Annotated in this window: 29 protein-coding genes; 17 read left to right on the top strand and 12 right to left on the bottom strand. The window is 64.1% G+C overall.

From position 1 onward, the window contains the following. Positions 1 to 171: 171 nt before the first annotated feature. Together K2Y42_RS03350 and K2Y42_RS03345 are read left to right on the top strand one after the other, a co-directional pair. Entirely contained in the window at positions 172 to 915 is a 744-nt protein-coding gene (locus K2Y42_RS03350) for a DUF1194 domain-containing protein (RefSeq protein WP_291148446.1), read from the top strand. A 72-nt stretch (positions 916 to 987) separates the two neighbouring features. After that, positions 988 to 1,164 (top strand): hypothetical protein, encoded by a 177-nt coding sequence (locus tag K2Y42_RS03345; RefSeq protein WP_291148443.1) that lies wholly within the window; start codon positions 988 to 990, stop codon positions 1,162 to 1,164. An 18-nt stretch (positions 1,165 to 1,182) separates the two neighbouring features. Here K2Y42_RS03345 and K2Y42_RS03340 read toward each other — a convergent pair whose 3' ends face one another. The 5 genes from K2Y42_RS03340 to K2Y42_RS03320 form a co-directional block, all read right to left on the bottom strand. Beyond that, positions 1,183 to 1,383 carry a hypothetical protein gene (locus K2Y42_RS03340; protein ID WP_291148440.1) on the bottom strand — a complete coding sequence of 67 codons (201 nt, stop codon included), beginning with the start codon at positions 1,381 to 1,383 and terminating at the stop codon, positions 1,183 to 1,185. Between the two features lie 233 nt (positions 1,384 to 1,616). After that, positions 1,617 to 2,414: a formylmethanofuran dehydrogenase subunit C gene (locus K2Y42_RS03335; protein WP_291148437.1), complete on the bottom strand. Its 798-nt coding sequence runs from the start codon at positions 2,412 to 2,414 to the stop codon at positions 1,617 to 1,619. Then, a complete protein-coding gene (fhcD, locus tag K2Y42_RS03330) occupies positions 2,411 to 3,319 on the bottom strand; it encodes a formylmethanofuran--tetrahydromethanopterin N-formyltransferase (protein WP_291148434.1) in 909 nt (302 codons plus the stop codon). The genes K2Y42_RS03335 and fhcD overlap by 4 nt, the downstream gene beginning before the upstream one ends. Before the next feature lie 2 nt (positions 3,320 to 3,321). After that, positions 3,322 to 5,007, bottom strand: coding sequence for a formylmethanofuran dehydrogenase subunit A (locus K2Y42_RS03325; protein WP_291148429.1), 1,686 nt, complete (start codon positions 5,005 to 5,007; stop codon positions 3,322 to 3,324). 90 nt (positions 5,008 to 5,097) lie between these two features. After that, positions 5,098 to 6,399 (bottom strand): formylmethanofuran dehydrogenase, encoded by a 1,302-nt coding sequence (locus tag K2Y42_RS03320; protein ID WP_291148424.1) that lies wholly within the window; start codon positions 6,397 to 6,399, stop codon positions 5,098 to 5,100. A 189-nt stretch (positions 6,400 to 6,588) separates the two neighbouring features. On the opposite strand from K2Y42_RS03320, the gene K2Y42_RS03315 reads away from it, so the two are divergent. The 4 genes from K2Y42_RS03315 to K2Y42_RS03300 all read left to right on the top strand — a co-directional run bounded on the left by K2Y42_RS03315 (position 6,589) and on the right by K2Y42_RS03300 (position 9,346). Then, the gene (locus K2Y42_RS03315) at positions 6,589 to 7,116 is read left to right on the top strand and encodes an SRPBCC family protein (RefSeq protein WP_291148422.1); all 528 of its coding nucleotides are present in this window, start codon (positions 6,589 to 6,591) and stop codon (positions 7,114 to 7,116) included. Next, the gene (locus tag K2Y42_RS03310) at positions 7,116 to 8,129 is read left to right on the top strand and encodes a YncE family protein (protein ID WP_291148420.1); all 1,014 of its coding nucleotides are present in this window, start codon (positions 7,116 to 7,118) and stop codon (positions 8,127 to 8,129) included. The genes K2Y42_RS03315 and K2Y42_RS03310 overlap by 1 nt, the downstream gene beginning before the upstream one ends. Before the next feature lie 150 nt (positions 8,130 to 8,279). Further along, the gene (locus tag K2Y42_RS03305; RefSeq protein WP_291148418.1) at positions 8,280 to 8,957 is read left to right on the top strand and encodes a hypothetical protein; all 678 of its coding nucleotides are present in this window, start codon (positions 8,280 to 8,282) and stop codon (positions 8,955 to 8,957) included. Next, positions 8,954 to 9,346: a hypothetical protein gene (locus tag K2Y42_RS03300; protein WP_291148416.1), complete on the top strand. Its 393-nt coding sequence runs from the start codon at positions 8,954 to 8,956 to the stop codon at positions 9,344 to 9,346. Before K2Y42_RS03305 ends, K2Y42_RS03300 begins: the two co-directional genes overlap by 4 nt. 152 nt (positions 9,347 to 9,498) lie before the next feature. Here K2Y42_RS03300 and K2Y42_RS03295 read toward each other — a convergent pair whose 3' ends face one another. Both K2Y42_RS03295 and K2Y42_RS03290 read right to left on the bottom strand, forming a co-directional pair. Further along, positions 9,499 to 10,320: a quinoprotein dehydrogenase-associated SoxYZ-like carrier gene (locus K2Y42_RS03295; RefSeq protein WP_291148414.1), complete on the bottom strand. Its 822-nt coding sequence runs from the start codon at positions 10,318 to 10,320 to the stop codon at positions 9,499 to 9,501. Between the two features lie 111 nt (positions 10,321 to 10,431). Further along, a complete protein-coding gene (locus K2Y42_RS03290; RefSeq protein ID WP_291148412.1) occupies positions 10,432 to 11,409 on the bottom strand; it encodes a quinoprotein relay system zinc metallohydrolase 2 in 978 nt (325 codons plus the stop codon). A gap of 541 nt (positions 11,410 to 11,950) precedes the next feature. Here K2Y42_RS03290 and K2Y42_RS03285 point away from each other — a divergent pair. The 4 genes from K2Y42_RS03285 (at position 11,951) to K2Y42_RS03270 (ending at position 16,239) form a co-directional block, all read left to right on the top strand. After that, positions 11,951 to 13,774: a PQQ-dependent dehydrogenase, methanol/ethanol family gene (locus K2Y42_RS03285; RefSeq protein ID WP_291148411.1), complete on the top strand. Its 1,824-nt coding sequence runs from the start codon at positions 11,951 to 11,953 to the stop codon at positions 13,772 to 13,774. A gap of 190 nt (positions 13,775 to 13,964) precedes the next feature. Then, the gene (locus tag K2Y42_RS03280) at positions 13,965 to 14,588 is read left to right on the top strand and encodes a c-type cytochrome, methanol metabolism-related (protein WP_291148409.1); all 624 of its coding nucleotides are present in this window, start codon (positions 13,965 to 13,967) and stop codon (positions 14,586 to 14,588) included. Between the two features lie 57 nt (positions 14,589 to 14,645). Beyond that, complete coding sequence (locus K2Y42_RS03275) at positions 14,646 to 15,509, top strand: substrate-binding domain-containing protein (protein ID WP_291148400.1); 864 nt, start codon at positions 14,646 to 14,648, stop codon at positions 15,507 to 15,509. A gap of 133 nt (positions 15,510 to 15,642) precedes the next feature. Further along, the gene (locus K2Y42_RS03270; RefSeq protein WP_291148398.1) at positions 15,643 to 16,239 is read left to right on the top strand and encodes a PQQ-dependent catabolism-associated CXXCW motif protein; all 597 of its coding nucleotides are present in this window, start codon (positions 15,643 to 15,645) and stop codon (positions 16,237 to 16,239) included. Between the two features lie 160 nt (positions 16,240 to 16,399). On the opposite strand, the gene K2Y42_RS03265 is transcribed toward K2Y42_RS03270, so the two are convergent. The 5 genes from K2Y42_RS03265 to K2Y42_RS03245 all read right to left on the bottom strand — a co-directional run bounded on the left by K2Y42_RS03265 (position 16,400) and on the right by K2Y42_RS03245 (position 21,660). After that, positions 16,400 to 17,113, bottom strand: coding sequence for a hypothetical protein (locus tag K2Y42_RS03265; RefSeq protein WP_291148396.1), 714 nt, complete (start codon positions 17,111 to 17,113; stop codon positions 16,400 to 16,402). 40 nt (positions 17,114 to 17,153) lie between these two features. Continuing rightward, entirely contained in the window at positions 17,154 to 18,281 is a 1,128-nt protein-coding gene (locus K2Y42_RS03260; RefSeq protein WP_291148394.1) for an ABC transporter permease, read from the bottom strand. After that, positions 18,278 to 19,060, bottom strand: a complete 783-nt coding sequence (locus K2Y42_RS03255; protein ID WP_291148393.1) for an ABC transporter ATP-binding protein — start codon at positions 19,058 to 19,060, stop codon at positions 18,278 to 18,280. Before K2Y42_RS03255 ends, K2Y42_RS03260 begins: the two co-directional genes overlap by 4 nt. Before the next feature lie 172 nt (positions 19,061 to 19,232). Further along, positions 19,233 to 20,213, bottom strand: a complete 981-nt coding sequence (locus tag K2Y42_RS03250; protein WP_291148391.1) for a PQQ-dependent catabolism-associated beta-propeller protein — start codon at positions 20,211 to 20,213, stop codon at positions 19,233 to 19,235. A 37-nt stretch (positions 20,214 to 20,250) separates the two neighbouring features. Then, positions 20,251 to 21,660: an ABC transporter substrate-binding protein gene (locus K2Y42_RS03245; RefSeq protein WP_291148388.1), complete on the bottom strand. Its 1,410-nt coding sequence runs from the start codon at positions 21,658 to 21,660 to the stop codon at positions 20,251 to 20,253. 248 nt (positions 21,661 to 21,908) lie between these two features. Between K2Y42_RS03245 and K2Y42_RS03240 the strand changes: the two genes are divergently transcribed. The 7 genes from K2Y42_RS03240 to K2Y42_RS03210 are packed head-to-tail and all read left to right on the top strand — an operon-like array spanning position 21,909 to position 26,725. Continuing rightward, positions 21,909 to 22,427 (top strand): DUF3280 domain-containing protein, encoded by a 519-nt coding sequence (locus K2Y42_RS03240; RefSeq protein ID WP_291148386.1) that lies wholly within the window; start codon positions 21,909 to 21,911, stop codon positions 22,425 to 22,427. Then, positions 22,424 to 23,413 (top strand): ABC transporter substrate-binding protein, encoded by a 990-nt coding sequence (locus tag K2Y42_RS03235; protein ID WP_291148383.1) that lies wholly within the window; start codon positions 22,424 to 22,426, stop codon positions 23,411 to 23,413. The genes K2Y42_RS03240 and K2Y42_RS03235 overlap by 4 nt, the downstream gene beginning before the upstream one ends. A 1-nt stretch (position 23,414) precedes the next feature. Beyond that, entirely contained in the window at positions 23,415 to 24,188 is a 774-nt protein-coding gene (locus K2Y42_RS03230) for an ABC transporter permease (RefSeq protein ID WP_291148381.1), read from the top strand. After that, positions 24,185 to 24,916 carry an ATP-binding cassette domain-containing protein gene (locus tag K2Y42_RS03225; RefSeq protein ID WP_291148377.1) on the top strand — a complete coding sequence of 244 codons (732 nt, stop codon included), beginning with the start codon at positions 24,185 to 24,187 and terminating at the stop codon, positions 24,914 to 24,916. The genes K2Y42_RS03230 and K2Y42_RS03225 overlap by 4 nt, the downstream gene beginning before the upstream one ends. Before the next feature lie 11 nt (positions 24,917 to 24,927). Next, positions 24,928 to 25,671, top strand: coding sequence for a (5-formylfuran-3-yl)methyl phosphate synthase (locus K2Y42_RS03220; RefSeq protein WP_291148374.1), 744 nt, complete (start codon positions 24,928 to 24,930; stop codon positions 25,669 to 25,671). Continuing rightward, positions 25,668 to 26,054, top strand: a complete 387-nt coding sequence (locus tag K2Y42_RS03215; protein WP_291148372.1) for a dihydroneopterin aldolase — start codon at positions 25,668 to 25,670, stop codon at positions 26,052 to 26,054. Before K2Y42_RS03220 ends, K2Y42_RS03215 begins: the two co-directional genes overlap by 4 nt. Then, on the top strand, positions 26,051 to 26,725 hold the full coding sequence (locus K2Y42_RS03210; protein ID WP_291148370.1) for a uridylate kinase: 675 nt from the start codon (positions 26,051 to 26,053) through the stop codon (positions 26,723 to 26,725). The genes K2Y42_RS03215 and K2Y42_RS03210 overlap by 4 nt, the downstream gene beginning before the upstream one ends. Positions 26,726 to 26,728 lie beyond the last annotated feature (3 nt).

Genomic DNA, 26,728 nt, shown 5'->3' with positions numbered 1-26,728 from the left:
TTGCAACCGTGCGAGGCGGGAAGCCCACCGCACGTGCTTCTCCGGCAACACGGAGGCCCGACAACATGGAACAATGGGCTTTCCACGCCATCGGAGCCTGAAACTCTGGCAAGCCGCCCCCCGGCAAGGCTAAGATTGCCGCACGAGGATCATGACGAAAGAGCAAAAACAATGAAGTCACGTGCATGGGGCGCTGCGCTGGGTCTCGCGGCATGCTTCCTCGTTGCGGCCGGCGGCGGATCCTTCGCCCAGGCGCCGGACATGCCCGCCGAGGTCGACACCGCACTGATCGTCTCCGTGGACGTGTCGAACTCGGTCGACGAGCATCGCTACAGGCTGCAGATGGAGGGGATAGCCAAGGCTCTGGAAGACCCGGAGGTGCTGAAGGCGATCCTGAACGGCCCCCAAGGCGGCATTCTCCTCGCCATGGTCACCTGGGCGGACAAGCCGCGCCTCTCGCTCCCGTGGCAGCGCATCGCGAGCGCAGCCGACGCCGCGGCGGTTGCAGCGAAGGTGAGGGCAATGCCGCAGCAGACGGGCGAGTTTACGTGCGTGTCGGGGATGCTGCGCTCGATCTCGGACAAGGTGGTGCCCCAGATTCCGGCCAAGGCCTTGCGCATCATCGTCGACGTATCGGGCGACGGGCGAGAGAACTGCAACCCCGATCAGCCGCCGGGTGCAGTTCGCGACGAGCTGGCCGCATCGGGCGTGACCGTCAACGGGCTTCCCATCCTCGAAGGAGACGAGGGTCCGGTCCTCGAGCAGTGGTACCGCGAGAACGTCATGGGCGGCCCGGGCTCGTTCATTCTGCCCGCCAACGGATTCGGTGATTTCGGCCGCGCCATTCGCCAGAAATTCATGATCGAGATCAGCGGCGGCTTTCCGCCCCGGAAGGAAGCGCGCGCCGAGCGTTGACGTGCAAACTCTGCTACATCCGGAACTTCGCCAACCCTCCCCGCGTTTCAACGCGAACGTTGGAGGACCGACATGGAAGAGGAGATCGAAATCAGGAAAGTCCCGGTCCAGACGCGAACGTCGATTCCGGCCATCGCCGTCACCGCCATCGTCATGATCGTAGCGCTCGGCGCAATCATCGCGATCCAGAAATACGCCAACGCTCCCCACCCGGCACCGCAACCGGCTGTGCAGACGCAGCCGCACTGAAGTGCGAAGTGGCAACAATCAGGTGTCGTTGAGACCCGTCGGCTGGCACTTCCAGCGCCGGATGCTCCACTGCGGATGGTCTTCCGCCCATTGGGCGAAGTAGGGCGGCGCGGCCATCGTGCAGTGCTGGGCGTCCATGTTGACGTCGAGCGGGATTTTGAAGTCCCGGCACTGGCCAGGGTCGGCCACGAGACACGCTGAAAGAATAATACTGAGCATCTGGCAGTTTCTCCCTCTTGCCCCGCATGAGCCCAACGAGGTCCCGATCAGGCCAATGTCGGCCGTCTCGAGCCCCCGTTCAGAGCCATGGCTCCACGGGATGATGTCACAATTCAGGAGAAGATACGTGCCAACTCGGCTGCCGGTTTTACCGGCTCCGCAAGAAATGCCCCAAAAAGCGGGCGAGGGCGGGGCCCGCAAGCCCCGCCAGAAGGCCGCGCCGCAGCGGCCGGTCAGCCTGTCAGAAGAATTTCGCCTTTGCCGATCGTGGCTTGATCGCCCGCGAACTTGTGCACGATGATGGGAAGCGCCTTCGGCGCCAGCGCCCCCAGCGTCTGCGCGACGGAGCGCGACAGAATCCGCAGCACCACCGGATCGACGCGTCCACAGTCGGCAAACGTCGGCAGCATGTCGTCCACCTTGGGTCCGATGAGCGTGCCGCGCCGCAGCAGAGGGCCGGGACGCGGGCCGAAGCCGGTCTCCGTCCAGAGCGTACCGCCCACCATGCGCGAGCCCGCCGCCGCGCCGAACTTGCCGCGCGCGATGATCGTGCCGCGCCGCATGCGTTCACCCGCGCGCTCGCCGACATCGCCCTCGACGACGACCGTGCCGCCGAGCATGCCGAACTTGTCTCCAGGCCGCGCACCGCCCGCAAAACTTCCGGCCGATCCCGTGACATGGATGATGCCGCCGCGCGCGTTGGACGCGAGATAGGCCCCCGCATCGCCGCGGATGTCGAGCCGCCCGCTGCGCATGCCACGCCCGGCATAGGCACCAACCGGACCCTCGACCGTGATCGATCCGCCGTCGAGCCCCGCGCCCACATAGTCGAGCAGCGGCGATCCGCCGGAAATCACGATGGCGTCGCCGAGCGTTCCCGAAACGTCGAAGAGGTCAGCGACCTTGAGCGCGCCGAGCGGCAGCTCCTCGATATCGCCCGTCGACAGTCCCGCGAGCTTCGCAGGAATGAGCGCCGAGAGATCGACGGTGGCTACAGGCGCTTGCCGAAGCTTGAAGTTGAGCGTGCTCATGGCAGCAGATCCTTCAGGTGATAGTGATGCTGGCCGAGCTTGCCGCCGTAGTTGCCGGCGGAAACGCGCGTCACGCCCTTCGCGGCGCCGACGTCGATCAGTGCCTTGAGGCCGACCCGCATGGCCTCGGCGACGGACTTGGAGGTCAGGCCGTCGATCACGATTTCGAGCACCGCGATGGTGTCCGGGCTGCACTCCGTCGCCACCGCGCCCTTGAGCGTGGGGCAGAACGCGTCGTTCGTGGAGGCAACGGCGCCCTTGTACTTCGATCCGACCTTCGAGCCCGAGCGCACGATGCCGCCCGGGAACGGCGTGATCACGTCGTCGAGTTTGTTGATGGCCTCGACGGCCGCTTCGGTCGCTTCGAGCAGGCCCGCGCGATCGCGCCCGAGGATCAGGAGGTTGCCGCCGCCAACGGCGTCGGTTGTCAGTCCGCACTTGTCTTCGATCACGAACTCGCCGTCCATTGTGGGTACACGCCAGAAGCGGCGGTCGCCGAGCTTCTTGGCCGTCTGCCAGCCGTCGCCGAAGAAGCGCGGGCCGGCCGCGAGGCCGAGCGTGGTCGGGCTGTCGAGGCCGTTGTAGCAGGCCGAGCCCGGGCTCGTGAGGACGCACTGGCCGACGCGGTTGCGAAGTTGCGGCACGAGCGAATCCGGCGAGAAGCCGAACATCAGCACGCGCACGCCGGGCCGCCCGTCGGGCGTCTCGTCGGGCGAAAGCGCGCGATCGATACCGCATTCCGCGCCGCAGCCGATGACGGAGGTGCCGAAGCCCGTCATCACCTGGGCCGAAATCATCGCCCACTTCAGGCTGTCCGCCGTGATCACGAGTCCGAGCGCGCTCATTCCGAACGCCTCGGCGAACGTATCGTCGATCGCGATGCCGTTTATTGTCTTGCCGCTCATAATTAGATCCTTGGTCCGCACGGCTGCACGATGACGCAACCGCATTCCCCACCGGTGTGGCCGCAATTGCTTTCGACGATCTCCTGGTCGGAGAGGCGGAAGTTATCGAGCTTCACGGTGTGGTAGCGATCGAAGTACTCGCGGAGCGGCTTTTCGATCGCACGGTCGTATTCGGGGCGCGCGACGTGCGTCGCGCCCGAGACGACTTTGACGACGCGGCCGTTGCGCACGATCTGCTCGCCCGCCTTGAACACGAACAGCGGCGTCTTGAACATGGCCTCGCGGTCGGTGTCGTCCGCATAGACGGTGATGTCGGCGATCGCGCCGGTGCCGAGATGGCCGCGGTCGCGCAGGCCGAGGCTCTTGGCCGGGCCCGCCCGCGTCATGATCGCGATTTCGTAGAGCGAGTACTCGCGGTCGAGCGACTTCAGGATCGTTGCCGCCTGCGCTTGCGGGTGCAGCTTCTCCAGCATCTCGTTGCGGAACGTGCGGTCCATGAGCAGGCGGATGAGGTGCGGATAGTAGTAGAACGGCGCGCCGTTCGGATGGTCCGTCGTGAGGAAGATGCGCCACGGATCGTTGACGAGCAGAAATAGCTCGAGGCCGATCGCCCACTGCAGCGCGTTGACGTAGCTCTTGTCGCGATACTTCATCGGCACGACGCCGCAGCCGTTATCGCACTCGATGTCCATCACCACCCACTTCTTCGGGTTGGCGGACTTCGTATTGCCGTACTGGCGCATGCTGTCGCCGGAGGCCGTGCACGTCTGGCCGAACATGATCTGGCCGATGTCGATCGAGACGTTCTTGTACTGGTTGACGAGCTCCGCGATCTGCGGCGCGCCCGACGAGAACTTCATGTCCCCTTCGGTGCCGTAGCTGTGGAACTGGATGTGCGTGAGATGGATCGGCAGGCCTTCCGAGCCGCGAATGGTCGCGAGCGTCGAATGCAGGCTGCCCGGCGTGCCGAGGTTGCAGCCGTGAATGTGGATCGGATGCGGGACGCCGAGCTCCTTGAGGCCGCGCGCAAGCGTCAGGATGATCTCGCGCGGGGTGAAGCCGTAATGAACGTGCTTCTCGTCGAGGTCCATCTGGCGCTGGTTGAACTTGAAGGCGCTGATGCCGCCCGGGTTCACGATCTTGACCGCCAGCGCCTGCGAGGCATGCATCGTCCAGGCGATGTAGTCCTTGATGAACGAGAAATCCTTCTTCTCGGCGAGCGAGCGCAGGAAGAAGTCGTCGTTGCCGAGCATCACGAACGCGCCCTTGTCGATCATGGGCGTATCGCCCATCTCGAGGTGCGCCTGGCGCGCGTTGGCGGGCAGCATCGCCGGCTCGAACGCGGCCGTGTAGCCCATCTCCGCGTAGCGATAGCCGGTCGTCATCGTGGAAGGCACGGCGTGTCCGCAGCCCGACCGCGTGAGATCGGTGCGCGCCACTTCGTGGCCCATGTGATCCTCGGGCAGCAGCATGCGCCCGATGGTGACCTTGCCGCCGCCGATGTGGCTGTGCGGATCGATGGCGCCCGCCATCACGACCCGCCCGCTGAGCGAATATTCGGCGTCGATCTTCGTGCCCGGCTGCGGCGCGGCAACGATGCGCCCGTCCTTGGCGTAGATGTCCCGCACTTCGCCGTTCACGCCGTTCATGGGGTCGTAGACGGTTCCGCCGGTGAACTTGATCAGCATGTCTTTAGGTCCTTGAGGCGGGCTTGGTGCTTCGAGTGGAAGCGAAGCGGTTGTCGGAGAGCAAGCACCACATGATTGAGAGGGCCAAACTTAAAGGGCAAGTTCGATGGCGCCGAGCAGATTGGCCGCGCTGGGCAGGCTCGAGCGTCCCAGATTGCGCAGCGGCAGGCTGACGACGTTGTCGACGCGGATGATGCGCCCGCCATGGTCCGCGCCCGGCGTGCCGATCGGGATATAGACCGACGGCGTCTGTGCGAGCTTGAGGCCCGGTGTGCCGAACACGATGGACGGAATCTTCGTCGCGGGCGGGCCGAGATCCGGGCTGAACGACGCGATCCAAACCAAGAGGTCGCCCTGTCCGGTCGCAAGCATGTTCGGAATGGCGTAGCGCAGCGCATCGTAGTCCGGCTTGCCGCTGGCGAAGCTCATGCGCAGCGGATAACCGCTCTGCCAGGACGAGACGGCGCCGGCCGAGATCGCTCCTTCGTTGCCGCCGAGCGCGAGGCCCGCGGCCCGGCCCTTGACGTTCAGATCCTTCACGAGATCCGAGACCATGCTGACGACGAGGTCGGCATTGTCGAAGGCGAGGCTTGGAGGCGCCCAGGCGAACACCGGATAGGCGGCCTTCTGGCACAGCTCCGCGAGCGCGCGCACATCCGCGATCGGAACGCCCGCCACGTTGTCGCCGCCGATCGGCGCGCCGCGCACCTCGGCTGCAAGCGCGGCGATGATTTCGCCCACGCGGTTCAATTCGCAAGGCAGCGTGATGATGTTGCCGATGCGCGGCCCCTTGACCGCCGACTGGTCGAGCCCCTTGCCGATGAACACCACCGTGCGCTTGGCCGGCTGCTCGGTGAGAAGCGACGTTTCCACGTTGACGATGCGCTCGAAGAAGCGCGGATGAAGCTTGTGGAGGTCGCTGCCGACGATGATGAAGACGTCGGCGCGGTTGCGTGCTTCCGTGAGCGTCGACATGACCCAGCCGCGCGTCTGGAGCACGCGGAAGTTCCGGTACTGTCCCTCCGACAGCGCGTGATCGACAACGCCGCCGGTCTTGTCGGCGAGCGCCATCACGGCCCGGATGCCGTCCACGTCTGTGCCGAGACCGCCGTAGAGCGGCAGCTTCGAAGCGCCGATGAGATCGGTCGCGGCGCGCATCGCCGTTTCGAGATCCACGTCGCGGCCTTCGATCTGCGGCTTGGCGCCGTTGACGTTGCGCTCGAAGCCCGCGACGGCCTTCTCGCACCCGTTCTTCGTGACCTTGAGCCCGGTCTCGTCGCGGGCCATTTCGAGGTCGTCACACACGAGACCGCAGAATGGGCAGGCGACATCAGTAATCGCGTTGGACTTCGGGCTGTCGCCCGGGCCCTTGGCTTGGGTCCAATTCGTCATTTTGATCGGGTCTCGTGATTTGATTTGGCGGCGAACAAAAGCATGGACTTAAGTATAAAACAACATCGTTGACTGACGCGCTGCGTATTATGCCGCTGCGCTGAGATTGCGCGCAACCCTTGAGCCCATTAATGTCCGGCGCCGGCTTGAGATAGCCTGCTAGCGACGAAATCCCGCGGAGGAAGACTGATGGTTAGATTGTTTGCTTCTTTGCTGGCGTTTGCCTGCGTGTGGCCGATGGCTGCATCGGCGCACGGGCCGAGCCGGCAGAAGGTTGTCGAGACGGTTGAGATCAATTTGCCGGCCGACAAGGTCTGGGCAGTCGTCGGCAATTTCCAGGACATGAGCTGGCACCCCGCCTTCATCAAGACGGAAGGCAAGGGCGGCAATGATGTCGGCGCCACGCGCATCCTGACGGTCGAAGGCGGCGGACAGGTTTTCGAGAAGCTGACCAAGTACAACGCCGAAGGCAAGACGCTCGCCTACGAGATCACCGAGGTCGACGTTAAGGTCGTGCCGGTCACCAACTATTCGGCCAGCATGACGGTCACGCCTAATGGCGACAAGTCGACGGTCGAATGGAAGTCCGCGTTCTACCGCGGCTACGTGAACAACGACCCGCCGCCGGAGCTGTCGGATGAAGCCGCCGTCAAGGCCATCACCGGCGTCTTTCAGTCCGGTCTCGCGGCTCTGAAGAAGAAGCTGGAAGGCGGCTGATGCGAGGTGCCGGCCGGACAACGGCGGTTGAGCGACGCGCCGTGCGCGCGCGCCTCGCCGTCGCGGCTTTGGCGCTGGTGCCTGCCCTGACGATTGCCACGCCCGCGCCGCTTGCGGATGAGCCGAAAGCGGCGCGGGAAGCCTTCGTCACCAATCAGACCGGAGATTCCCTGTCGGTCGTCGATCTCGCAGCCGGCGTGGCTGCCCCAGAAATCAAGATCGGCGGCAAGCCGGCGGGCATCGCTCTCTCCCCTGACGGCCGCACCGCCTACCTGACATCGCCCGAAAGCAAGGAACTCGTCGTCGTCGACGCCGAGGCGCGCAAGGTCGCCTCCCGGCTGCATGTCGGGCAGGGGCCGCTCGGGATCGCGGTCAATCCCGTGAGCGGCGTCGTCTATGTGGCCGACTGGTACGAGCACAAGCTCTTCGTCGTCGATGCGGCGGCCGGAAAAATCGCGGGCACCGTCGAGGTCGGCAAGTCGCCGTCGGGCATCGCCGTGACGGCTGACGGCAAAACCATTTTGACCGCCGACCGCGACAGCAACGAGGTGTCCGTCATCGATGCGGCCACGTTGCGCCGTACGGCCGTTGTGGCGGTCGGCGAGCGCCCCTTTGGCGTGACCGTCGACGCGGCGGGGGCGCGCGCCTACACGGCCAACGTCGGCAGCGACGACGTCAGCGTCATCGATCTCGCCCAAGGCAAGGTCGTCGGCACGGTGAAGGTCGGTCACCGGCCCTATGCCGTGGCCCTGGCGGGCGGGCGCGCCTTCGTGACAGACCAGCACTCGGCCAGCGTGACGGTGTTCGATCTGGCGACGCTGGCGGTGGTCAAGGTCATCGAAGTTGGCGAGTACCCTGAGGGCATCGAGGCCGATCCGTCCGGTAAGGTCGTCTATGTGGCCTGCTGGGACGCCGACCGCCTGGAACGAATTGATACGGCAACTCTGGCCGTGACGTCCCAGATCGCCGTCGGCCGGGGTCCCCGGGCCTTTGGCCGCTTTCTGCGCCCCTGATTCCGGCCATCTGGCCTCCCAAAGCCCCTGGCTGCGGCCTCCCTTGCCGAGAATTCATGTTGCGGCGATTGCTCCGGCACGGCGGCTGGCGCTAGAAGTCTTCCCAAGAGGCAGCCGGAAACCGGCGCACTCAAGGAGGAAAGTGTTCCAATGACGATCTCGATACGTGCGTGGGCCATGGCGTGTTTGGCCCTGTTTCCGGCCGTCGCGCAGGCTTCCGAGGAGAAGTCCGCCGTCCCGATCCTGTTTGAATCCCGCCAGCTCGACCTCATCGACAAGGGCAAGGAAGTCACCTACCGCTTTGAAAAGACCGGCTCAGATGAGCGCCTGGTGGGCAAGAACTTCGCCGACGACCTGCGCCTCGGCGTGGCCGACGTGGACGCCAAGGGCGCACGTCAGGTCATCTTCAAAGTGTTCACGGGCGACAACGCTCGCGATCCGCAGAACTGGCCCGACCTGACCATCAACCCGCTGTTCATCTGGTACCTCGATCGCGCCGTGGGGACGTTCAATTCCCTCGCAGGCGGAAGCCAGATGTACCTCAAGCACAAGATCCGCGAGGCGCTGGGCGCCGCGAAGGTCGAAGAGATCAAGGTCGACTACGACGGCAAACAGGTCGACGCCCTCAAGCTGCACATCACGCCCTTCGCCGAGGATCCGAGCTCGCAGAAGATGCAGGGCTTCCACAAGAGCACCTTCACGATCGTCGTGAGCAACCAGGTGCCCGGTTACTTCGTTGATCTGAAGTCGGACTTCGTGAGCACTCAGGCCGCGGGCCCCGAGCTGCGCGAGCATGTGAAAGTCGTTGGCATGGGAGATGCGAAATGAAGACAGGACGTTTTCCGGCCGTGCTTCTGACGGCAGGCGCTGTGCTGGTCGCGCTCGGCGCGGCCGCCATCGGTGAGGAATGTGCGACCAAGACCACGGACATCACGCAGGCTTTGGTCAACGACTACCCGACCAACGTGCGCGGCGACTACATCTACGGCTGCATGCTCGTGAACGGCCAGTCGCGCGATGTGCTCGACAAGTGCGCCTGCTCGATTGACGTGATCGCCGCGTCGCTGCCGTACAAGGAATACGAAGAGGCCGAGACGGTCATGTCCGTTCGCCAGCGCGGCGGCGAGAGCGTGGCCTACATGTACGCTCCTGCCTATCGCGCCAAGGTCGAGAACCTGAAGCGCGCCCAGGTGGAAGGCGAGATTCGCTGCTTCTGATCGCGGCGCGAGGCGTCAGGCGATCGAGCCGTCGAGCATCGACGGCCGGGCGCTGACGCGCGTGCGATGCACCGGTGGGCAACGACGATTGCAGATAACAAAAAGGGCGCCGCTATGGGCGCCCTTTTTAATGACCGTTACAGGCTTCGTGATCAGGAGCCCTTGGGCGCTGCCGTGCCCGTGAACGTGCGCCCGTCCGTATCTTCCGCCACGACCTTCAGCGTCTCGTCGCTGCCGCCCGCGTAGGTGAAGCGGATGTTCGGGTTCTCCGACAGCGAAATGCCGCCTTCCATGCGGAAGACCCGATCGCCGCCGCGCTGCACGTCGATTACGCGCAGGAACTTCGCGGGGATGTAATAGCCGGTGGCCTGGTTGAGCTGGAGGCCCGAGTACTGCGGATGGCGGATCTTGAGCTGCGCTTCGCGCTGCCCGCCGCCGTCTGCCAGGAGCTTGATCTGCATCTTTCCGGCGTCAGCAAGCGCAGCGTCCGTATCCTTCAGCGCCGGTGCCGAGCAGCCGCCCGCCGCCTTCACGAACTTGGTCGCCATGTGCAGCGTGCCATCCTCCGTTTCGACGATGGCGCGAACGTTGGAATACATGTCGACGCGCACGCGCGTCTCGAGCGTCCGCTCGCCCTTGCCCGCGGCGGGCCCGAACGTGAAGTCCGCAACGAGCGGCGCGGGGTTCTTGTCGATCACGAGCGAGAGCTTCTTGACCGAGCTGGCGACGGCGGCCGGAATGCGCACGACGAGAGGAACGAGCGCGGCGTCCTCGGCCCGGTAGGGAGCCTCGAGCACCACTGCCGCCGGATCTTCTACGACCGCACGATCGCCGAAGAGATCCTTCTGCAAAGCCGGCCAGATGTCTTCGTCCGCGTCGGCTGCGTTGGCGCTGATCCACCCGCCCGCGGCGACGGCGAAGGCCATCGCGAGGGCCGCCACAACTTTCACGCTTCTGCGTTCAACGTGGATCATTTCGTCCTCCAGTTCGGCGCTTGCTGCGCCTTGCCCAGTTTGGCGCATTCAGCGCCTTTCGCAGTAGTTTGGCGCTTTCAGCGCCGTGCAATGCCACACATCGAGTGGGGTTTACTCCCACTCCAGTTCCGCAAACGCGGCCGAAACATTCCGCGCATGATAGTCGTCGAACAGTTGCCACGCATCTTTTTCCGAGCGCCCAACCACCGCGACGGCATCCGTGAGTGTGCGATCGTCTTTCAGCAATACGCGGATTTCGTCGGTTAAGATCTGAATGTAGTGCCGGATCGGCTTGGCTGCATCGGGCCACGCCATCGATGGCGGGCCGTGGCCGGGCACGACGCGCTGGGCGGGCGTGGCCGAGAGCGTATCGAGCACCGCTGCCCATCCGACGATCGACCCATCGAGCGTCGGCACGTGCTCCGAGAACAGGAGGTCGCCGAGGAAGGCGGTGCCCGTGCGGCTGTCGCGCACGATCAGGTCGTTGTCGGTGTGCGCCGTTTTCTGCGGCTCGAGCACGATCTCGCGGTCGCCGAGATCGAGCTTCATCGTCTCTTGAACGGGCAGCGTCGGCAGCACGATCTTCGTACCCGCGAACGCCTCCTCTCCGATCGCCTCCTTGTTGACGGCGATGTAGCGCTCGGCGCGCGCCGAAAGCCCGCGCGCCATCTTGTGATGGGCGACGAATGCCGGCTGGTCGGCCTCGAAAGCGGCGTTTCCGAACACGTGGTCGGGGTGCATGTGGGTGTTGATCACGTATCGGATCGGAAGCTGCGTCACGGATCGAATGGCCTGATGCAGATGCGCGCCGACGCGCGCGCTGCCGCCGGTGTCGATCACGGCGACGCTGTCGCGTCCCACGACGAAGCTCGCGTTCGAGATGTCGCCCTCGTTGCCGGGATTGTAGAGCGCGACGTGCCCCTTGTGAGCGTAGACGCCGGGGGCGATCTCGGTGGCGAACGGCGCGTCCGGGGCCGGCGTCTCGGACCACGCTGTGCCCGTTCGAAACAGGCCCGCGACGAGGGCGGCCGCGGCAGACAACCTGATTGCCATCCGACGATCGAGCATCCGCCCGTCATTCCCGCTCATTTGCCGGTCCTTCCTGGCCCAAGGGCCGTAGTCTTCTGAGAGATTTAGGGAGTCGCAAAGCGTTCGGCAAAGGGAAAACCGGGGTGAATCCCGGTCAAAAAGGCGCCGAAAGCCCCCGCTGAGGGAACGATCCTTAGGCGAAAAAATCAATGAGGGGGCAAATATTATGCATATGTCAAATACTAAATCAATGGGACCACAAGCCAGCTTGCCAATCAAAAAATTAGGCGTGCGACGCAACAAATTTCGCTGCAACGCAAAAAACCCCAATGAAATGGGCGATTTTTTGGGTCAGAATGCTTGTCCTAAAGGTGTTGCAAGAAAAAACGTCTCACGGATTGTCTTGCGGACCTCACGAGAAAGTGTCTAAAAGGGTCGCACGGTAGCGATGGCTTCCGAAGGCGCTTCAGTGCAGCGCCTTCATCTCGTAAGTCAGCGGAATAACAAGGGAAAAATCCCAACTAAACCGTGAAATGGGCTGTGACACGCTGTCGTTCGCTGCCGCTTGCAAGCGTGGCAAGATCTTTAAGGAGGAAGCGCGATGCGCAGAAGTGCACTCGCATGCGGGTTGCTCGCAACTGTCGCTCTGACTTCGCCCACCTGGGCGAACGATGACGTCAAGAAGGCGACGTCTGACCCGAATAACTGGGCAATGCAGCAGGGCCAGTATGCCGGCTGGCGTTACTCGGAACTTGACCAAATCAACACGTCGAACGTCAAGGACCTCAAGGTTGCTTGGCAGTTCTCGACCGGCGTTCTTCGTGGTCACGAAGGCTCGCCGCTCGTCATCGGCGACCGGATGTATCTCAACTCCGCGTTCCCGAACAACGTGTTCGCTCTGGACATCTCGGACCCGGCGGGCCCGAAGATCCTCTGGAAGTACTCGCCGAAGCAGGATCCGTCGGTCATCCCCGTAATGTGCTGCGACACGGTCAACCGTGGCGTTCAGATTGCTGGCGACACCCTGATCCTCGGTCAGGCTGACACCACCCTCGTAGCCCTCGACGCAAAGACGGGCAAAGAGAAGTGGAAGGCCGTGAACGGCGATCCCAAGAAGGGCGAGACCCACACGGGCTTCGTCATCATCATCAACGACAAGGTCATCATGGGTACCTCGGGCGCCGAGTTCGGCGTTCGCTGCCACGTGACGGCTTACAACCTGGCCGACGGCAAGCGTGCATGGCGCGCTTACTCGATGGGCCCGGACGCTGACATCCTGGTCGATCCTGAGAAGACCCTGTCGCTCGGCAAGCCCGTCGGCAAGGACTCTTCGCTGAAGACCTGGACCGGCGACCAGTGGAAGATCGGTGGCGGTTCGACCTGGGGCTATGCCTCTTACGATCCTGAAGCCAACCTCTTCTATTACGGCACCGGCAACCCGTCGACCTGGAACCCGGCACAGCGCGCTGGACCTGACGGCAAGCAGATCGACCAGAAGTGGTCGATGACCCTGTTCGCTCGTAACCCCGACACCGGCGTGGCCGCCTGGGCATACCAGATGACCCCGTTCGATGAGTGGGACTACGACGGCGTCAACGAGTCGATCCTCACCACCCAGAACATCGGTGGCAAGGATCGCAAGGTTCTGACGCACTTCGATCGTAACGGCTTCGGCTACACGCTCGACCGTATCAACGGTGAGCTGCTCGTCGCTCAGCCCTACGACGAAGACCTGAACTGGTCGACCGGCGTGGAAATGGACAAGTCGAAGCCCAACTACGGTCGTCCGACCGTCGTCGCTTCGAAGTCGACCTTCCTCAACGGGCCTGACGTCAACTCCAAGAACGTCTGCCCTGCCGCTCTCGGCTTCAAGGATCAGCAGCCGGCTGCCTACTCGCCGCTGACGAACCTCTTCTACGTGCCGATCAACAACGTCTGCATGGACTACGAACCCTTCAAGGTTTCGTACACGCCTGGCCAGCCGTACGTCGGTGCAACGCTTTCGATGTTCCCGCCTGAGGGTAAGTCGAACACGGGCCACTTCACGATTTGGGATGGCGCTGCTGGCAAGATCGTTCACCAGCACGACGAGCCCTTCTCTGTGTGGTCGGGCGTTCTCACCACGGCTGGCGGTCTCGCTTGCCATGGCACGCTGGAAGGCTGGTTCAAGTGCCGCGATCAGAAGGACGGCGCTGAGCTCTTCAAGCATCGTCTGCCTTCGGGCTCGATCGGCAACGTCATGTCCTATGCGCAGGGCGGCAAGCAGTACATCGGCCTCTTCTCGGGCGTCGGTGGCTGGGCTGGCATCGGCCTCGCAGCTGGCCTTGACAAGCCGACGGACGGTCTGGGCGCAGTCGGCAACTATGCCGGTCTGAAGTCCTACACCGATCTCGGTGGCACGTTCACGGTCTACACGCTGCCCTAATGGGTATCGGCTAGAAAATACAGGCCGGCGCGGGGAAACCCGCGCCGGTTTGTTGCATGAAAGTAATCTTCAATTGGGCTTGAGATCCCGGCGGGGGTCACCAAATTTTGAAGACAGGGCAGGAATTTTTGACCATATCGTGAGAGCCAATTTCCCAGTTTGGGAGTTGTGTCCGGACCAACCGGAAGATATGGCAAAGAGGTTCAAGGAAAAGGGCGAGCGAGTGAAAAGGTTTGGATTTGGATTTGTCGTTGCTGCGGGCTTGAGCCTCGCGTCTCTTTCAACTGGTTCGGCAATCGCCGCGGACGATGGCAAATCGCCGGTTCCGGATCCCGCTTTCGAAAAGCAGTACCAGGAAGGCAAGAAGCTGCAGGAAGGCAAGTGGGTCCTTCCGGATGGCACGCCGACCTATGACGTCAAGCGCAATCCCGAGAACACGGACCAGGTCATCCAGGTGGACTGGTACACGTACTCCGGTTGGCGCCGCTATCACGCTGAGTGCCACGTCTGCCATGGCCCGAACGCTGAAGGCTCGTCCTTCGCTCCGGCCCTGAAGGACTCGCTCAAGAACATGACGTACGAGAAGTTCCTCCAGGTCGTTTCGAGCGGCCAGGAGCGCGACGTCGCCGGTACGAAGTACATCATGCCGGCCCTCGGCGATAACCCGAACGTCATGTGCTACATCGACGACCTGTACATCTATCTGCGCGCTCGCTCGACGGATGCCCTCCAGGGCGGTCGCCTGAGCGCAGATCAGCGCGCCGAGAAGCCCAAGGAAGCTCAGGAATACGAAAAGAGCTGCACGGGCGGCTGATAAAAGCCGGCAGTTCGGCGCTGCCTCTTCAAACGGAGAGAGACAAGAACAATGAAAATGCGCGCCTCACTGGCCACGATGATCGGTTGCCTCTCGCTTGCCTCGGGCGGCGCGCAGGCTGCTGAAGGACATCTTGCAGACGCGGTGAACAGAAATGTTCTCCGCGTTTGCGCAACCCCCGCGAACCTGCCGTACTCCAACGAGAAGGGCGAAGGGTTCGAGAACAAGATCGCGCAGCTCGTCGCCGATCAGCTCAAGCGCAAGGGCGTTGAGAACACCTGGTTCCCTCAGGGCACGGGGTTCGTTCGCAAGACGCTTTCTGAGAAGCGGTGCGACCTCATCATGGGCACCGTGCAGGCCGACGAGTTCACGCTCAACACCAATCACTATTACCGCACGACCTACGCGCTCGTGACCAAGCACGGATCGGGCTTGGAGGGCATCACGTCCATCATGGACCCGAAGCTCAAGGGCAAGAAGGTCGGCATTCAGGCGGGCGCCCCCGCCGCTGACTACGTCGCCAAGGCCGGGCTGATGCCCAACGCCAAATCTTATCTGTTCATCGTCGACACCCGCTACCAGAACCCGATGCAGGACATGGTCGCCGACGTACGCTCGGGCGAGATCGATGTCGGAATCCTCTGGGGCCCTCACGCCGGCTGGTATGCGAACCACGGCGAGGGCGAGAAGCTGAGCATCCAGCCGATGCTGGAAGAAAAGCTGCCGGGCCTGCCGCGCCTCGAATATCGCATCACGATGGGCGTGCGCGCCAACGAGACCGCTTGGAAGCATGAGATCAACGACGTGATCGCCAAGCGCCAGGGCGACATCGACAAGATCCTCTTGGACTACGGCGTGCCGATCATCGATGAGGACAACAAGCTCATCACTGAGCCGCGCATGCCCAAAGGGACCAACTAGAGTGCGGCCTCCCGTGGCGGAGCTTGAATAACGCTCCTGATTGCGGCAGGACTCAAGGCACGACGGAACAGACTTCGGCACCGCGAGCGCAGGTTGCTCGCGGTGTTTCTAACTTTCCAGCACAGGATCGAACATGGGGCGCAGGAGCGTGCTCAGCGGCGCGGGTAAGTGGTGCTTGGCCCGTTGCGGCCTGCTGTCCGCGGCCATGTTGTCTCTCGTGCTCGCTGGCGCCCCCGCGCGGGCGGCCGAGGGCGAAGTCGCCGAGCCCGACGGCTACCGCATCGACGGCTACCGCACGCCTGTCCCGAAGACGCTGAAGGGCGCGCGCGTCATTGGCGCCGACGAAGCCGAAGGCCTTCTCAAGGCCGGCACCGCCGTTTTCATCGACGTCTTTCCCCGCGCCCCCAAGCCGCCGAACCTGCCGGCAGGTACGGTCTGGCGCGACCCCACGCACATGACGATCGATGGCGCGCACTGGATGCCGAATGTCGGCTACGGCGTGCTGTCGCCCGAGTTTGAGGACTATTTCCGCACGCGTCTCGCCAAGCTGACGAGCAACGACCCGGCAAAGCCCGTCGTTTTCTTCTGCTTGAAGGACTGCTGGATGTCGTGGAATGCGGGCAAGCGCGCGCTGGAGTGGGGCTACACCCACGTCATCTGGTTTTCAGACGGCACGGACGCCTGGCAGCAGGCGGGCTTCGATCTCGTCAAGGCGACGCCGGTACCCTAAGCGCACGGGCCAAAGCGCGCCGCGCGTAATAAGCGCGCCGTCGCACGCGAGGATACGCGCAAGCTCATAGAGTGAAGAATGGGGCAGTCCTGGCTTCCCAAGCGCCCCGGCTTCCAAGCGCCGACGAGGCGCTTGGATCGGTTACGCCCCCGCAGCGATGCTAGCTCTTCATATTGGCGCGGATGGCGCGGCTGAAGGCATACAGCCGCTCTTCGATCAGCACCGGCAACTCGCAGGCGAGCGGCATGGACGACTGGCGCTCCTGGAAGATGCGCTGCGCCCAGTTGAACTTCTCGCGCGCGGCCGCAAGCTCGGGCGTGTCGTCGACAATGCCGGGCGGCAGCTTGCTTTCGAGCTGGCCGATCGCGGTGCTCTGGTGCTCGAGTTCCCGCGCGCGCTCCTTCTGCGACTTCTGATATTTCAGGATGCCCGACATGACCGTGCGGCGCTGGCTGGTGATCTTGTCGAAAAGCCCCGCAAACAGCAGCGTGAGCTGTGCGTCACGCTTGTCCTCGGGCTGCGCCTCGGCGAACTTCTTGATCGCGCCTTCGCCATCGGCAACGGGCACGCGCCGGCTCGCCAGCACTTCGATCAGGTTGGAGATGTCCTTGTCGCGGAACCAGCCTTTGACGTTCTCCGTCGGCGGGCCGTCCCAGACCTGACCCACCGAGACGCTTTCGACCTTGCGCTGAACGCACGGCCATTCGGCGGTCATGTCGATGGGCGGCGGCGCAGCCTCCTGCGCGCCTTCGATCTGCGTCTCGCCGCCGGCACCGGCGGCCGTGGCAGGTGCTGCGAAAAACAACGCTCCCGCCCCCAGCATCAGCAGAGAGGCAGCGAGTGGCATACGACGACGTTGAGCGGTACTGGTCATGTGTCTGTCTCGCGTTGGTCCAGGTCGCTTGAGTAACGTGTCAGCCCGCGCCGCCGGGTCCGCCACGTCGGGCGATGAGCCCCTTGGAAGGGTTATAGGCATAGATGGCCGCTCCAAGGAAGAACACCGTATAACCGATGCAAACGTAAAGATTGGTCAGGTCCAGAGACCCGTCTTCGACCCGCGGCCCGATCTGTCCGTACAGAGCAAAGCGGATCAGTTCGACGGCGTAGGTGAACGGATTGAGACGGCAGATCTCGTACAGCAGCGGACTGCTCTCGCGTATGCGCCACAGCGGATAGAGCGCGGACGAGGCGAAGAACATCGGAAAGATCACGAAGTTCATGACGCCCGCGAAGTTCTCAAGCTGCTTGATGACGGACGACAGGAACAGCGAGATCGAGCCGAGCATCAGGCCCGCCAGCAGCAGGGCCGGAAGCACCGTGACGTAGTTCATCGACGGAGCCGAGAGGTTCCATAAGAAGATCGCGCCGATCAGGATCGCAATCTCGAGCGCCGTGCCGGCCCACAGGACCTTCGACATGACTGCGTCCGAAAGCTTGCCTGTCGCCGAGTTGAGGAGATGGAGAAGCACGAGGAGCGCGGGCACCAGCAGCAGAAGAAGCTGCCCCGAAACCGTGATCGGCTCGGCCGAGCCGCCGGCGGAGAACGAGTACGTCGGGACGTCCGCTTCCCAGAAATAGAAGATTGCCAGAAACACGTAAGCCTGGATTGCCGCCACCGCGACGCCGCCCGCCAGCTTCGAGAGCAGCAGGAACGAGCGCGGAAACGGACTGACGAGCAGGGTGCGCATGGCACCGGTTTCGCGATCGTAGACCATCGACAGGGAGGACTGCATCGCGTTGAACAGCAGGATCATGCCGACGAGGCCGGGCACGACGTAGACCTCATAGAGAACGTAGGTCTCGTAGGGCGGGATGATCGAGACGCCGAGCACCTGCCGGAAGCCCGCCGCGAAAATGAACAGCCACACCAGCGGCCGCACGAGTGCCGAGAAGAAGCGCTCGCGCTGATGGAGAAAGCGCAGCACCTCGCGCCAGACGATGCCGCTGAAGCAATTGAAATAGGCGACCGGCCCGAGCCGCCGGGCCGTGTCGGGGTTCGAGGCTTCGAGGGCCACGCCCGCGCGGATGACGTCGACGTTCATGCTGCCTCCGCGGTCGCTGAAGTGCCTGTCAGGAGGCGAAACGCGTCAGCGGGTGTCGCGGCTCCCGTGCTGGCGAGGAATTCCGGAAGGCGACCGGAAAACAGGACTTTCCCCTTATGCAGCAGCACGATGAGGTCGGTGGGCTGGATCTCGTCGATAAGATGCGTGGCCCACAGCACGCCCAGTCCCTGGCGCGCGACGAGCCCGCGAACGATGGAGATCACGCTTTCGCGCGATCCGATGTCGAGACCGACGGTCGGTTCGTCCAGCAGCAGGCAGCCCGGTTGGTGCATCAGCGAGCGCGCGATCTCGACACGGCGGCTTTGCCCGCCGGAGAGGTTGCGCACTTTGTCCTTGGCGCGGTCGGAAAGATCGACAATGGCGAGCGCTTCGGCCGCGCGCTTCTTGGCTTCGCTGCGCCCGAGCCCATGCAGCGCCGCGTGATAGAGCAGGTTCTGCTGCAGCGAGAGATCGGAATCGACGGTCTTCGACTGGAACACGACGCCGAGCCTCTGTAGCGCGGCGCCGGGGCGGCGGCGCACGTCGTGCCCGAGAATGCGGATCTCTCCGCTGACGTTGTCGTAGAGGCGGGTGATGAGTGAAAACAGCGTCGACTTGCCCGCGCCGTTGAGCCCGAGCAGCACAGCGAATGTTCCGCGCGGCACGGTGACGGACACGTTGTCGAGCACGCGCTTCTCGCCGAAGCTGTGGCTGACGCCGGAGACGACGAGGGCAGGCGGCGATCCGGCCGCCTGGGTATCTGCTTGAGTTTCGCTCACGAGTTCATGAACTTTCCGGACAAGCCGCTGTCTCGAATTTCGACGTCTCGAATTTCGACGCCTCGAATTTCGACACGGCCACATATACCTGCCGGGCCGGATCGCGACAAAGACAAAGCGTGGGCGCTCCCGCCGCCTCGCTGCACCGCGATCTGCCCACCGGCTTTGCCACTTACGGCGCGACCACCACGCCCCACGGATAGCGGCCGACCTTGATCGACTTCGTCACCTTCATGGAGGCAACGTCGATCACCGACACGTCGTTCGATGTTCCGTTCGTGGTGAACAGCAGTTTTTCGTCCGGCGTGAAGCCGAGGTTCCAAACTCTCTGGCCTACGAGCAGGTACTTTTCGACTTTCCGCGTTGCAACATCTACCACCGCGACGCGGTTAGCCGGCCCGAGCGCGACGAAAGCCTTCTTGTTGTCCTTGGAGATGCGCACGCCGACGGGCTGAATGGCGTCCTTCGTGATGCCCTGGATCTCGAAGTTCACCTTGCCGAGCACCTTGCGCGTCGCCGCCTCGATGACCGTGACCGTTCCGCCGATCTCCGCGCTGACCCAGACTTCCTTGCCGTCGGGCGTGAACTCCGCCACGCGCGGCCGGTTGTCGACGAGCACGTTGTCGATGTTCTTGTAGGTTGCCGCATCGATGAAGTGCGCCATGTTCGTGGTCTCGGACGTGTTGACCAGAACCTTTCCGTCCGGGCTCATGCCCATGCCTTCGGGCTCCACGCCGACAGGCACGTCGGTAATGATGGTGCCTTTGAAGATGTCGACGATGGTGACGAGGTTGTCGTCCTCGTTCGAAACGTACAGCGGATTTCCGGACGTGTGCAGGATCGGCAGCTCCGGATCCGGCCCCGAGGGCAGATCCTTCACGTATTCGAAGGTCTTGGTGTCGAACACCTGCATCTTGTGATCGTCGCTGGCGCAGACGATCACCCACTTGCCTTCGTTGGCGAGGATGATGCCGCGCGGACGATTGCCGGTCTTGATCGTGTGCACGACATCGAGCGTCTCGGAATCGATCACCGAGATCGTGTTTTCCTTTTCGTTCGAAACAAAGACCTTATAGGCCAGCGCATCCGTCGCGCCGAACGCGAGCAGCGTTCCTGCGAGTGCGAAGGCGAGGCGAGTCCGTTGTCTTGTCACGAGGCAGCTCCTTGGGTGTCGCTTATGTTTTTCTGAATCATTTGAAAGCGGTGCACTTTGTTTCAGGCTTGTCGACGCCGAGCGTGTCGAGTTCCGTGACCTGATGCAGGAAGCCCGGCTGCGGCGAGACCGTGACGTGGATCTTTGCGGTCACCAGCAGCACCGGCTGGCGCAACTGCCCGTTCCACGGACGATAGGTCAGCTTCTGGCCCTTGAAGGCCGCCAGCTCGAATTCAGGCGAGCGCATGTAGGCGATCAGCGTCTTGGCATCGCCCGTGGATTTGCGGGTCGCCGCTTCGCCGACCGAGCGCACGGCCATCCAGACGTTGTAGTCGAGCGCGCGCATCTGCCGGCCGGCCAGGCGCTTGAAGCGGTTCTGGAACTGCGTGCCGCCCCAAAGCTCGATCGCCGGATGCCACGACGTGGCATAGAGGCCCGCCGTGCCGATCACCGGGCGCGAGGTCCAGGTGCGATAGGGGAAGTAGTCGCCGAACAGCTCGCCTTCGTCCGCCACGACAACCACGTCGTGCTCGGGCGCGCCCTGCAGGAAGCCGGGGATCTGCTGCTGAATCTGTTCGAACCCGCCGTCGGAGCGCCGGCTGCCGGGGTCGTACTTGAAGGCGCGCTCCTCGACGATCTTGTGCCCGAAGCGCTTGGCCGTCCGGCGGATCGCATCGGCGTAGGCGGCGTCTTCCTTGGCCGGCCCGACAACGAGCAGCCAGTTACGCCACTGCTTCCAGGCCATGTACTGGCCGAGCGCATCCGTCAGCATCGAGCGCGACGGCAGCGTGTGCTTGACGTTGACGCGGCATTGCTCTTCGCGCAACGCCTCGTCCGGCGCGGCCGCGTTGAAGATGACGGCGTCCTTGTCCTTGATCGCATCGGCCATCTTGAGCAGCGTCTCGGCGGACACGTCCGCCACGATGTAGGCAATCCCTTCGTTGACGCGCTTGACCACTTCGGCAACGAGGGAGTCCGGCGCCGCGCTCTGGACGACGTCGAGAGAGAACTCCTGCTTCAGGAAGCGGCCGGTGGTGTTGTTGTCCGAGATCGCGAGCTTGCCGCCGGCCACGCCGTCGTCCGGCGGGGGAATGTCGAGAAGCGACAGAGGCGGCAGGCGATCTTCGCGAATTTCGCGCGCCATCAGCAGCTTGATATTCAGGGTGTCGGCGTCGGACTTGGCTGCCGCAGCATCGGGTGCGGCAGGCTCAGCCGCGGCCGGTGGCGTGGCGGGCGGAGCCGCGGGCTCAGCGGCAGGTGTCGCCGCCGGAGCAGCCGTTTGTCCGCCGCTGTCGGGGGCGGCGTCACCGCCGGCGAAGGCCGGGCGACCGAAGGCGACTGGCACACACAACAGCGCGAGGAGGGAGAAGTCCCTCAGTACGGTGCCGTTGAGGCGAAGCGAGACAGACCGGGCGGACCGCAGTCCTGACCCAGCAAAAGCGGTCATCATTTGTCCTCCCGGCGGACCTTCCGGCATGCCGATGTGCCGGGGTACATTGTAACATCTTACCCGGGAACATCGCATCGAATTGCCAATTGTCAAGTTCACCGGCCGCAAGCCTCTCGCTTTTGTTACAGCCCGTGAATGCTCGGTTGCAGCGATCCCACTTGCAAATCCGTAGTCTTAGAACGCACGTTATAGTGTAAGAACTTCCGGTCGGCGGTCCGGAACATTTTGCAATGTCAGGAGGAGTTGTGGCGGCACGATTTGTTCTCGCGGTGGCAATGCTTGCTGCGGCTGGCGGGCCGGGCTTGGCGAGCCAGAAACTGGCGATTTTTCCCATCGACATGTCGATGCCGAAGTCCGAGGAGGATTTCTTCAAGGGCGTCACCGGGCCGACCGAAGCCGAGCAGACGCGCCTCGCGATGGCCGAGGCCGAGTTGAGGAAGCGTCTGGGCGACGATAAGCGCTACGAGCTTATCGACATGACCCCGATTAAGGATGAGATCGCGGCCGTTCGCCCGATTTACGAATGCAATGGCTGCGAGATCGACATCGCCGCCAAGGCCAAAGCCGACCTTGCGATGACGAGCGTCGTCGAGAAGATATCCGAGACCCATCTGAGCCTCACCGTCGCCATCGTCGACGTCGCGCAAAGCAAGCTCGTGAGCAACGCGAGCGTCCTGATCCAGGGCAACACGGATGAATCCTGGTTGCACGGCGTGCGGTGGTTGGTGAAAAATCGCCTGATGGCAAAGGAAGATACGAAATGATCGACCGCCGCAGGCTGCTCGCCAGCGCCGGAGCGGGCCTTGTCGCGGCCGCCGTTTCGCGCCCCGTCCATGCCGCCCTGTCCGGGAGCTTGCGGCTCGCTTCCGTGAAGTACGGCTCCCTTTCCTGGGTCGTCGAGACCATCCGCGCCCTCGAACTCGACAAGAAGGCCGGCCTCGCTCTCGACACGATCGAGGTCGCGTCCAACCAGGCCGGCCCCGTGGCCTTGCTCGCGGGCGGCGCGGACGTCATCGTCTCCGACTGGACGTGGGCGATGCGCCAGCGATCGCTCGGCGAAAAGCTCAAGTTCTCGGCCTATTCCTCGGCGCTTGGCGGTCTCGTGGTGGCCGAAGGCAGCCCGATCACCGACATCGCCGGGCTCGACGGCAAGACGCTCGGTGTCGCGGGCTCGGCCATCGACAAGAGCTGGCTTCTCCTGCGCGCCTACGCGAAAAAAACTATCGGCCAGGACATGGCGAGCTATGCTCACCCCCAGTTTGGCGCCGCGCCGTTGCTGGCTGAGCAGATCCGTTCGGGCCGCCTCGATGCCGTCCTCAATTTCTGGACTCACTCCGCGCGCCTCACGGGCAGCGGCTTCAAGGAGATCCTGAGTATCGAACAGGTCATGAAGGATCTCGGCATCGATCCCGTGCCGGCCCTGGTGGGCTTCGTCTGGAAGGAATCCTTCGAGGCCACCCACGGGGCGCAGGTCGAGACGCTGCTCTCCCTGGTCCGGGAAGCCAACGCCGTGCTCGCCACCGACGACAGCGCGTGGGAGCGGCTGCGGCCGATCGTGAAGCCGAACTCGGACGGTGAATTCCGCGCGATCATCGCGGCCTACCGCGCCGGCATTCCGAAGCCGTGGGGCGCCGCCGAGATCGAGTCCGCGCGCAAGCTCATGCAGGTGCTCGTCGATGCGGGCGACGCCGAGCTGATGGGCCACGGCACGCTTTTCGACGTCAAGCTGTTTCACCATGCAACGAGCTAGTATGCCGGCACGCGCCAGCGTGGATCAGCCATGGCAGAGCCGTGTCGCCTGGGGCCTTGGCTCGCTCGCATTGTTCCTGGTGTTCTGGGAGGTGATGGCGCTGCTGATCCAGCATCGACATCTGCCCGGCCCCGGTCTCGTCTTCGCCGCCATGATGCGCGAGTTCGCGAGCGGAGAATTGACCTTCCACATCGGCATGACGCTCTATCGCGTTGTCGTCGCGTTCATCCTCGCCATGCTGATCGGATCCGCCATCGGCATCGCCATGGGGCGCAGCTCCCGCATCGATCGGATCTTCGACGGCTGGCTGATCCTGTTCCTCAACCTTCCGGCGCTCGTCATCATTTTCCTGTGCTACGTCTGGCTCGGCTTCACCGAGGTCGCCGCCATCACCGCCGTCGCCGTCAACAAGATCCCGAACGTCGCCGTGACGGTTCGAGAGGGCGCACGCAGCCTCTCGCGCGATCTCGATGAGATGGCGCACATGTACCGCTTCGGCTGGTGGAAGACGTTGCGCCACGTCACGCTTCCCCAGCTCGCGCCCTTCTTCCTCGCCGCCGCGCGCACGGGCCTGTCGCTGGTGTGGAAGATCGTGCTTGTCGTCGAGCTGTTCGGACGCTCGAACGGCGTCGGCTTTCAGCTCAACACCTACTTCCAGCTCTTCGATGTCGCGATGATCCTCGCCTATGCGCTCGCCTTCTGCATCGTCATCCAGTTGATCGAATTCGGCATCCTCCAGCCCTTGGCTGCACGCGTGAACAGGTGGCGCCGATGACCGCCGCGCTGCACGATCCGCTCGACATCCGCGTCGTCCGGAAAATCTATCCCGCCTCTGGTGTGCGCGAGGCGCAGCCGGTGTTGAAGGACATCGCGATCAGGATCGAGCCGCGATCGTTCGTCGTCCTCACCGGTCCCTCCGGTTGCGGCAAGTCGACCTTGCTCAACATCATCGCCGGGCTCGATTCCGAGTTCGAGGGCGAGATCAAGCTCGGGGGCCCTGAGACGCGCGTCGGATACATCTTCCAGTCGCCGCGCCTCTTGCCCTGGCGCACGGTGCGCGAGAACATCGCGCTCGCCTTGCCGGACGGCGATCCCAAGCATGCGCGCATTGATGAGATCCTGGCGCAGGTGGGGCTCGAAGGCTTCGCCTCCCAGTATCCTGAGCGCCTGTCGCTCGGTATGCAGCGGCGTGCGTCCCTTGCGCGCGGGTTCATCACGGAGCCCGACGTCCTGCTGATGGACGAGCCGTTTGTCTCCCTCGACGACCCCACCGCCGAGGGCCTGCGGGAGCTTCTGATCGCGCTCTGGAACAGGCGTCCGACGACGGTGATCTTCGTGACCCACGACCGCGCCGAGGCCGTCATGCTGGGCACCCGCATCTTGCGCATGTCGGCCGCAAATGCGACTATCGTCTCAGATGACACCGTGAACCTGAGCCCGTCCGAGCGGACCGACAAGGACAAGGTGCGCGCCGAGAAAAATCGGATCTTCCACGAGACGTGAGCGTCCCTTCCATGACGACGATGATGACGACGCCGCATCGCTTCGTCCGCCTTCTAGCCAGTGTCATGTCCGAACCCGAAGCGCGCCTCGCGGCCGCGCACGGCGCCGACATCATCGATTGCAAAAACCCCGCTGAGGGCGCGCTCGGCGCGCTCGCCTGTTCGGTGGTTGCGTCCATCCGCGAGGCGGTGCCACGCCACGTGCCCGTCAGTGCCACGATTGGCGATCTGCCGGCCCATCCCGCCACCGTGGTGCGGGCCGCAGCCGCAATGGCCGCGACGGGATGCGATATCGTTAAAATCGGCTTCTTCCCCGGCGGCGACGCCGAAGCGACCATCCGCAGCCTCGGGCAGGAGATCGCGCCTCACACGCCGCTCGTCGCGGTGCTGATGGCCGACGCGCCGCTCGATCTCGCGCTCGTCGCTCATCTTGGCGATGCGGGATTTGCCGGCGTCATGCTCGACACTGCCGTAAAAGATGGCCGCACGCTCTGCGACCACCGCACGCCCGCCGAGCTCGGCCGCTTTGTCGGCGAGGCGCAGGCCGCAGGCCTCTTCGCGGGACTTGCCGGTTCGCTGCGCGTGGGTCAGATCCCCGAGCTTCTGGCGCTTGAGCCGGACGTGCTCGGGTTCCGAGGCGCGCTCTGCACGGGTCGCGACCGCCAGCAGGCGCTCGACGCCGCAGCGATGTCCGCCGTGCGCCGCGCCATTCCGCACGAGTTCGAGAGGACACCTTCATTGGAAATCGCATCATGACGGGCACGATCAAGGCGCCGGCGCTGGGCCGCGATGCGATCTTCCTCAAGGACTGGGTCGTGGATTGCAACATCGGCGTCTATGCCGAGGAGAAGGGCGTGACGCAGAAGGTGCGCCTCTCGATCGATGCGCATCTGGCCGAGGGCGTGCGCGCGTCAGGCGACGACATGGACACGGTGCCGTCCTACACCGACATCATCGACATCGTGAACGACATCATGGCGGCCGGTCACATCAATCTCATCGAGACGTTCGCCGAAGGCATCGCCGAGCGCACGCTGAAAGACCCGCGCATCAGCTCGATCCGCGTCTTGATCGAAAAGCTCGAGCGCGGCCCCGTGCGCGGCGTCGAGATCTTTCGCATCCGCCAGGCGAGCGCATGACGCCCGTCGTCCTCAAGCTCGGCGGCAGTCTGGCCGAGACGGGGCAACTTCGCACCATGCTCGCGATCGTCCGGCGCGCGCGCCGTCCGGTGGTCATCGTCCCCGGCGGCGGCCCGTTCGCGGATGCCGTGCGCGACACGCAGCGCGCGCTGGGGTTTTCGGACGAGATCGCACACGACATGGCCCTGCTCGCGATGCATCAGATGGCGGATGCCATGCGCGCGATCGAGCCGCGTCTCATCGCGTCCGAAACGCTGGTTGGCATGGCACGCGCCTGGCGCAAACGGCGCGTTCCCGTCTGGCTGCCTGCGAGGCTCTGCGCGGGAGACCGCCGCATTCCGCGCGACTGGTCGATCACCTCGGATGGCCTCGCCGCGCGCCTCGCGGAACGCTTGGGCAAAGCGGATCTCATTGTCGTGAAATCCTGCCGCATCCCGCGCAACGCGACCGCCGCCGCGCTGGCGCGCCGCGGCATTGTCGACGCCGTGTTTCCGGTCATCGTGAACCGGGCGGATGTGGCGTGGAGCGTGCTCGGACCCGGCGACGCGCCGGCGCTGGAGCAGGTCCTCGACGCCGCGCCCGATCGGCCGAAGGCGTCAGCCGCGCCCGGCAGCCGGACCAGAGCGTTTGCGCGCGCCCGCGCGCAGGCCGCGGGCAAATGGACCGATTAGGAG

Source organism: Hyphomicrobium sp., assembly GCF_019744875.1.
GTDB lineage: Bacteria > Pseudomonadota > Alphaproteobacteria > Rhizobiales > Hyphomicrobiaceae > Hyphomicrobium_C.
The sequence above is the reverse complement of the archived record's forward strand: the minus strand, read 5'-3'. Positions and strand labels throughout refer to the sequence as shown.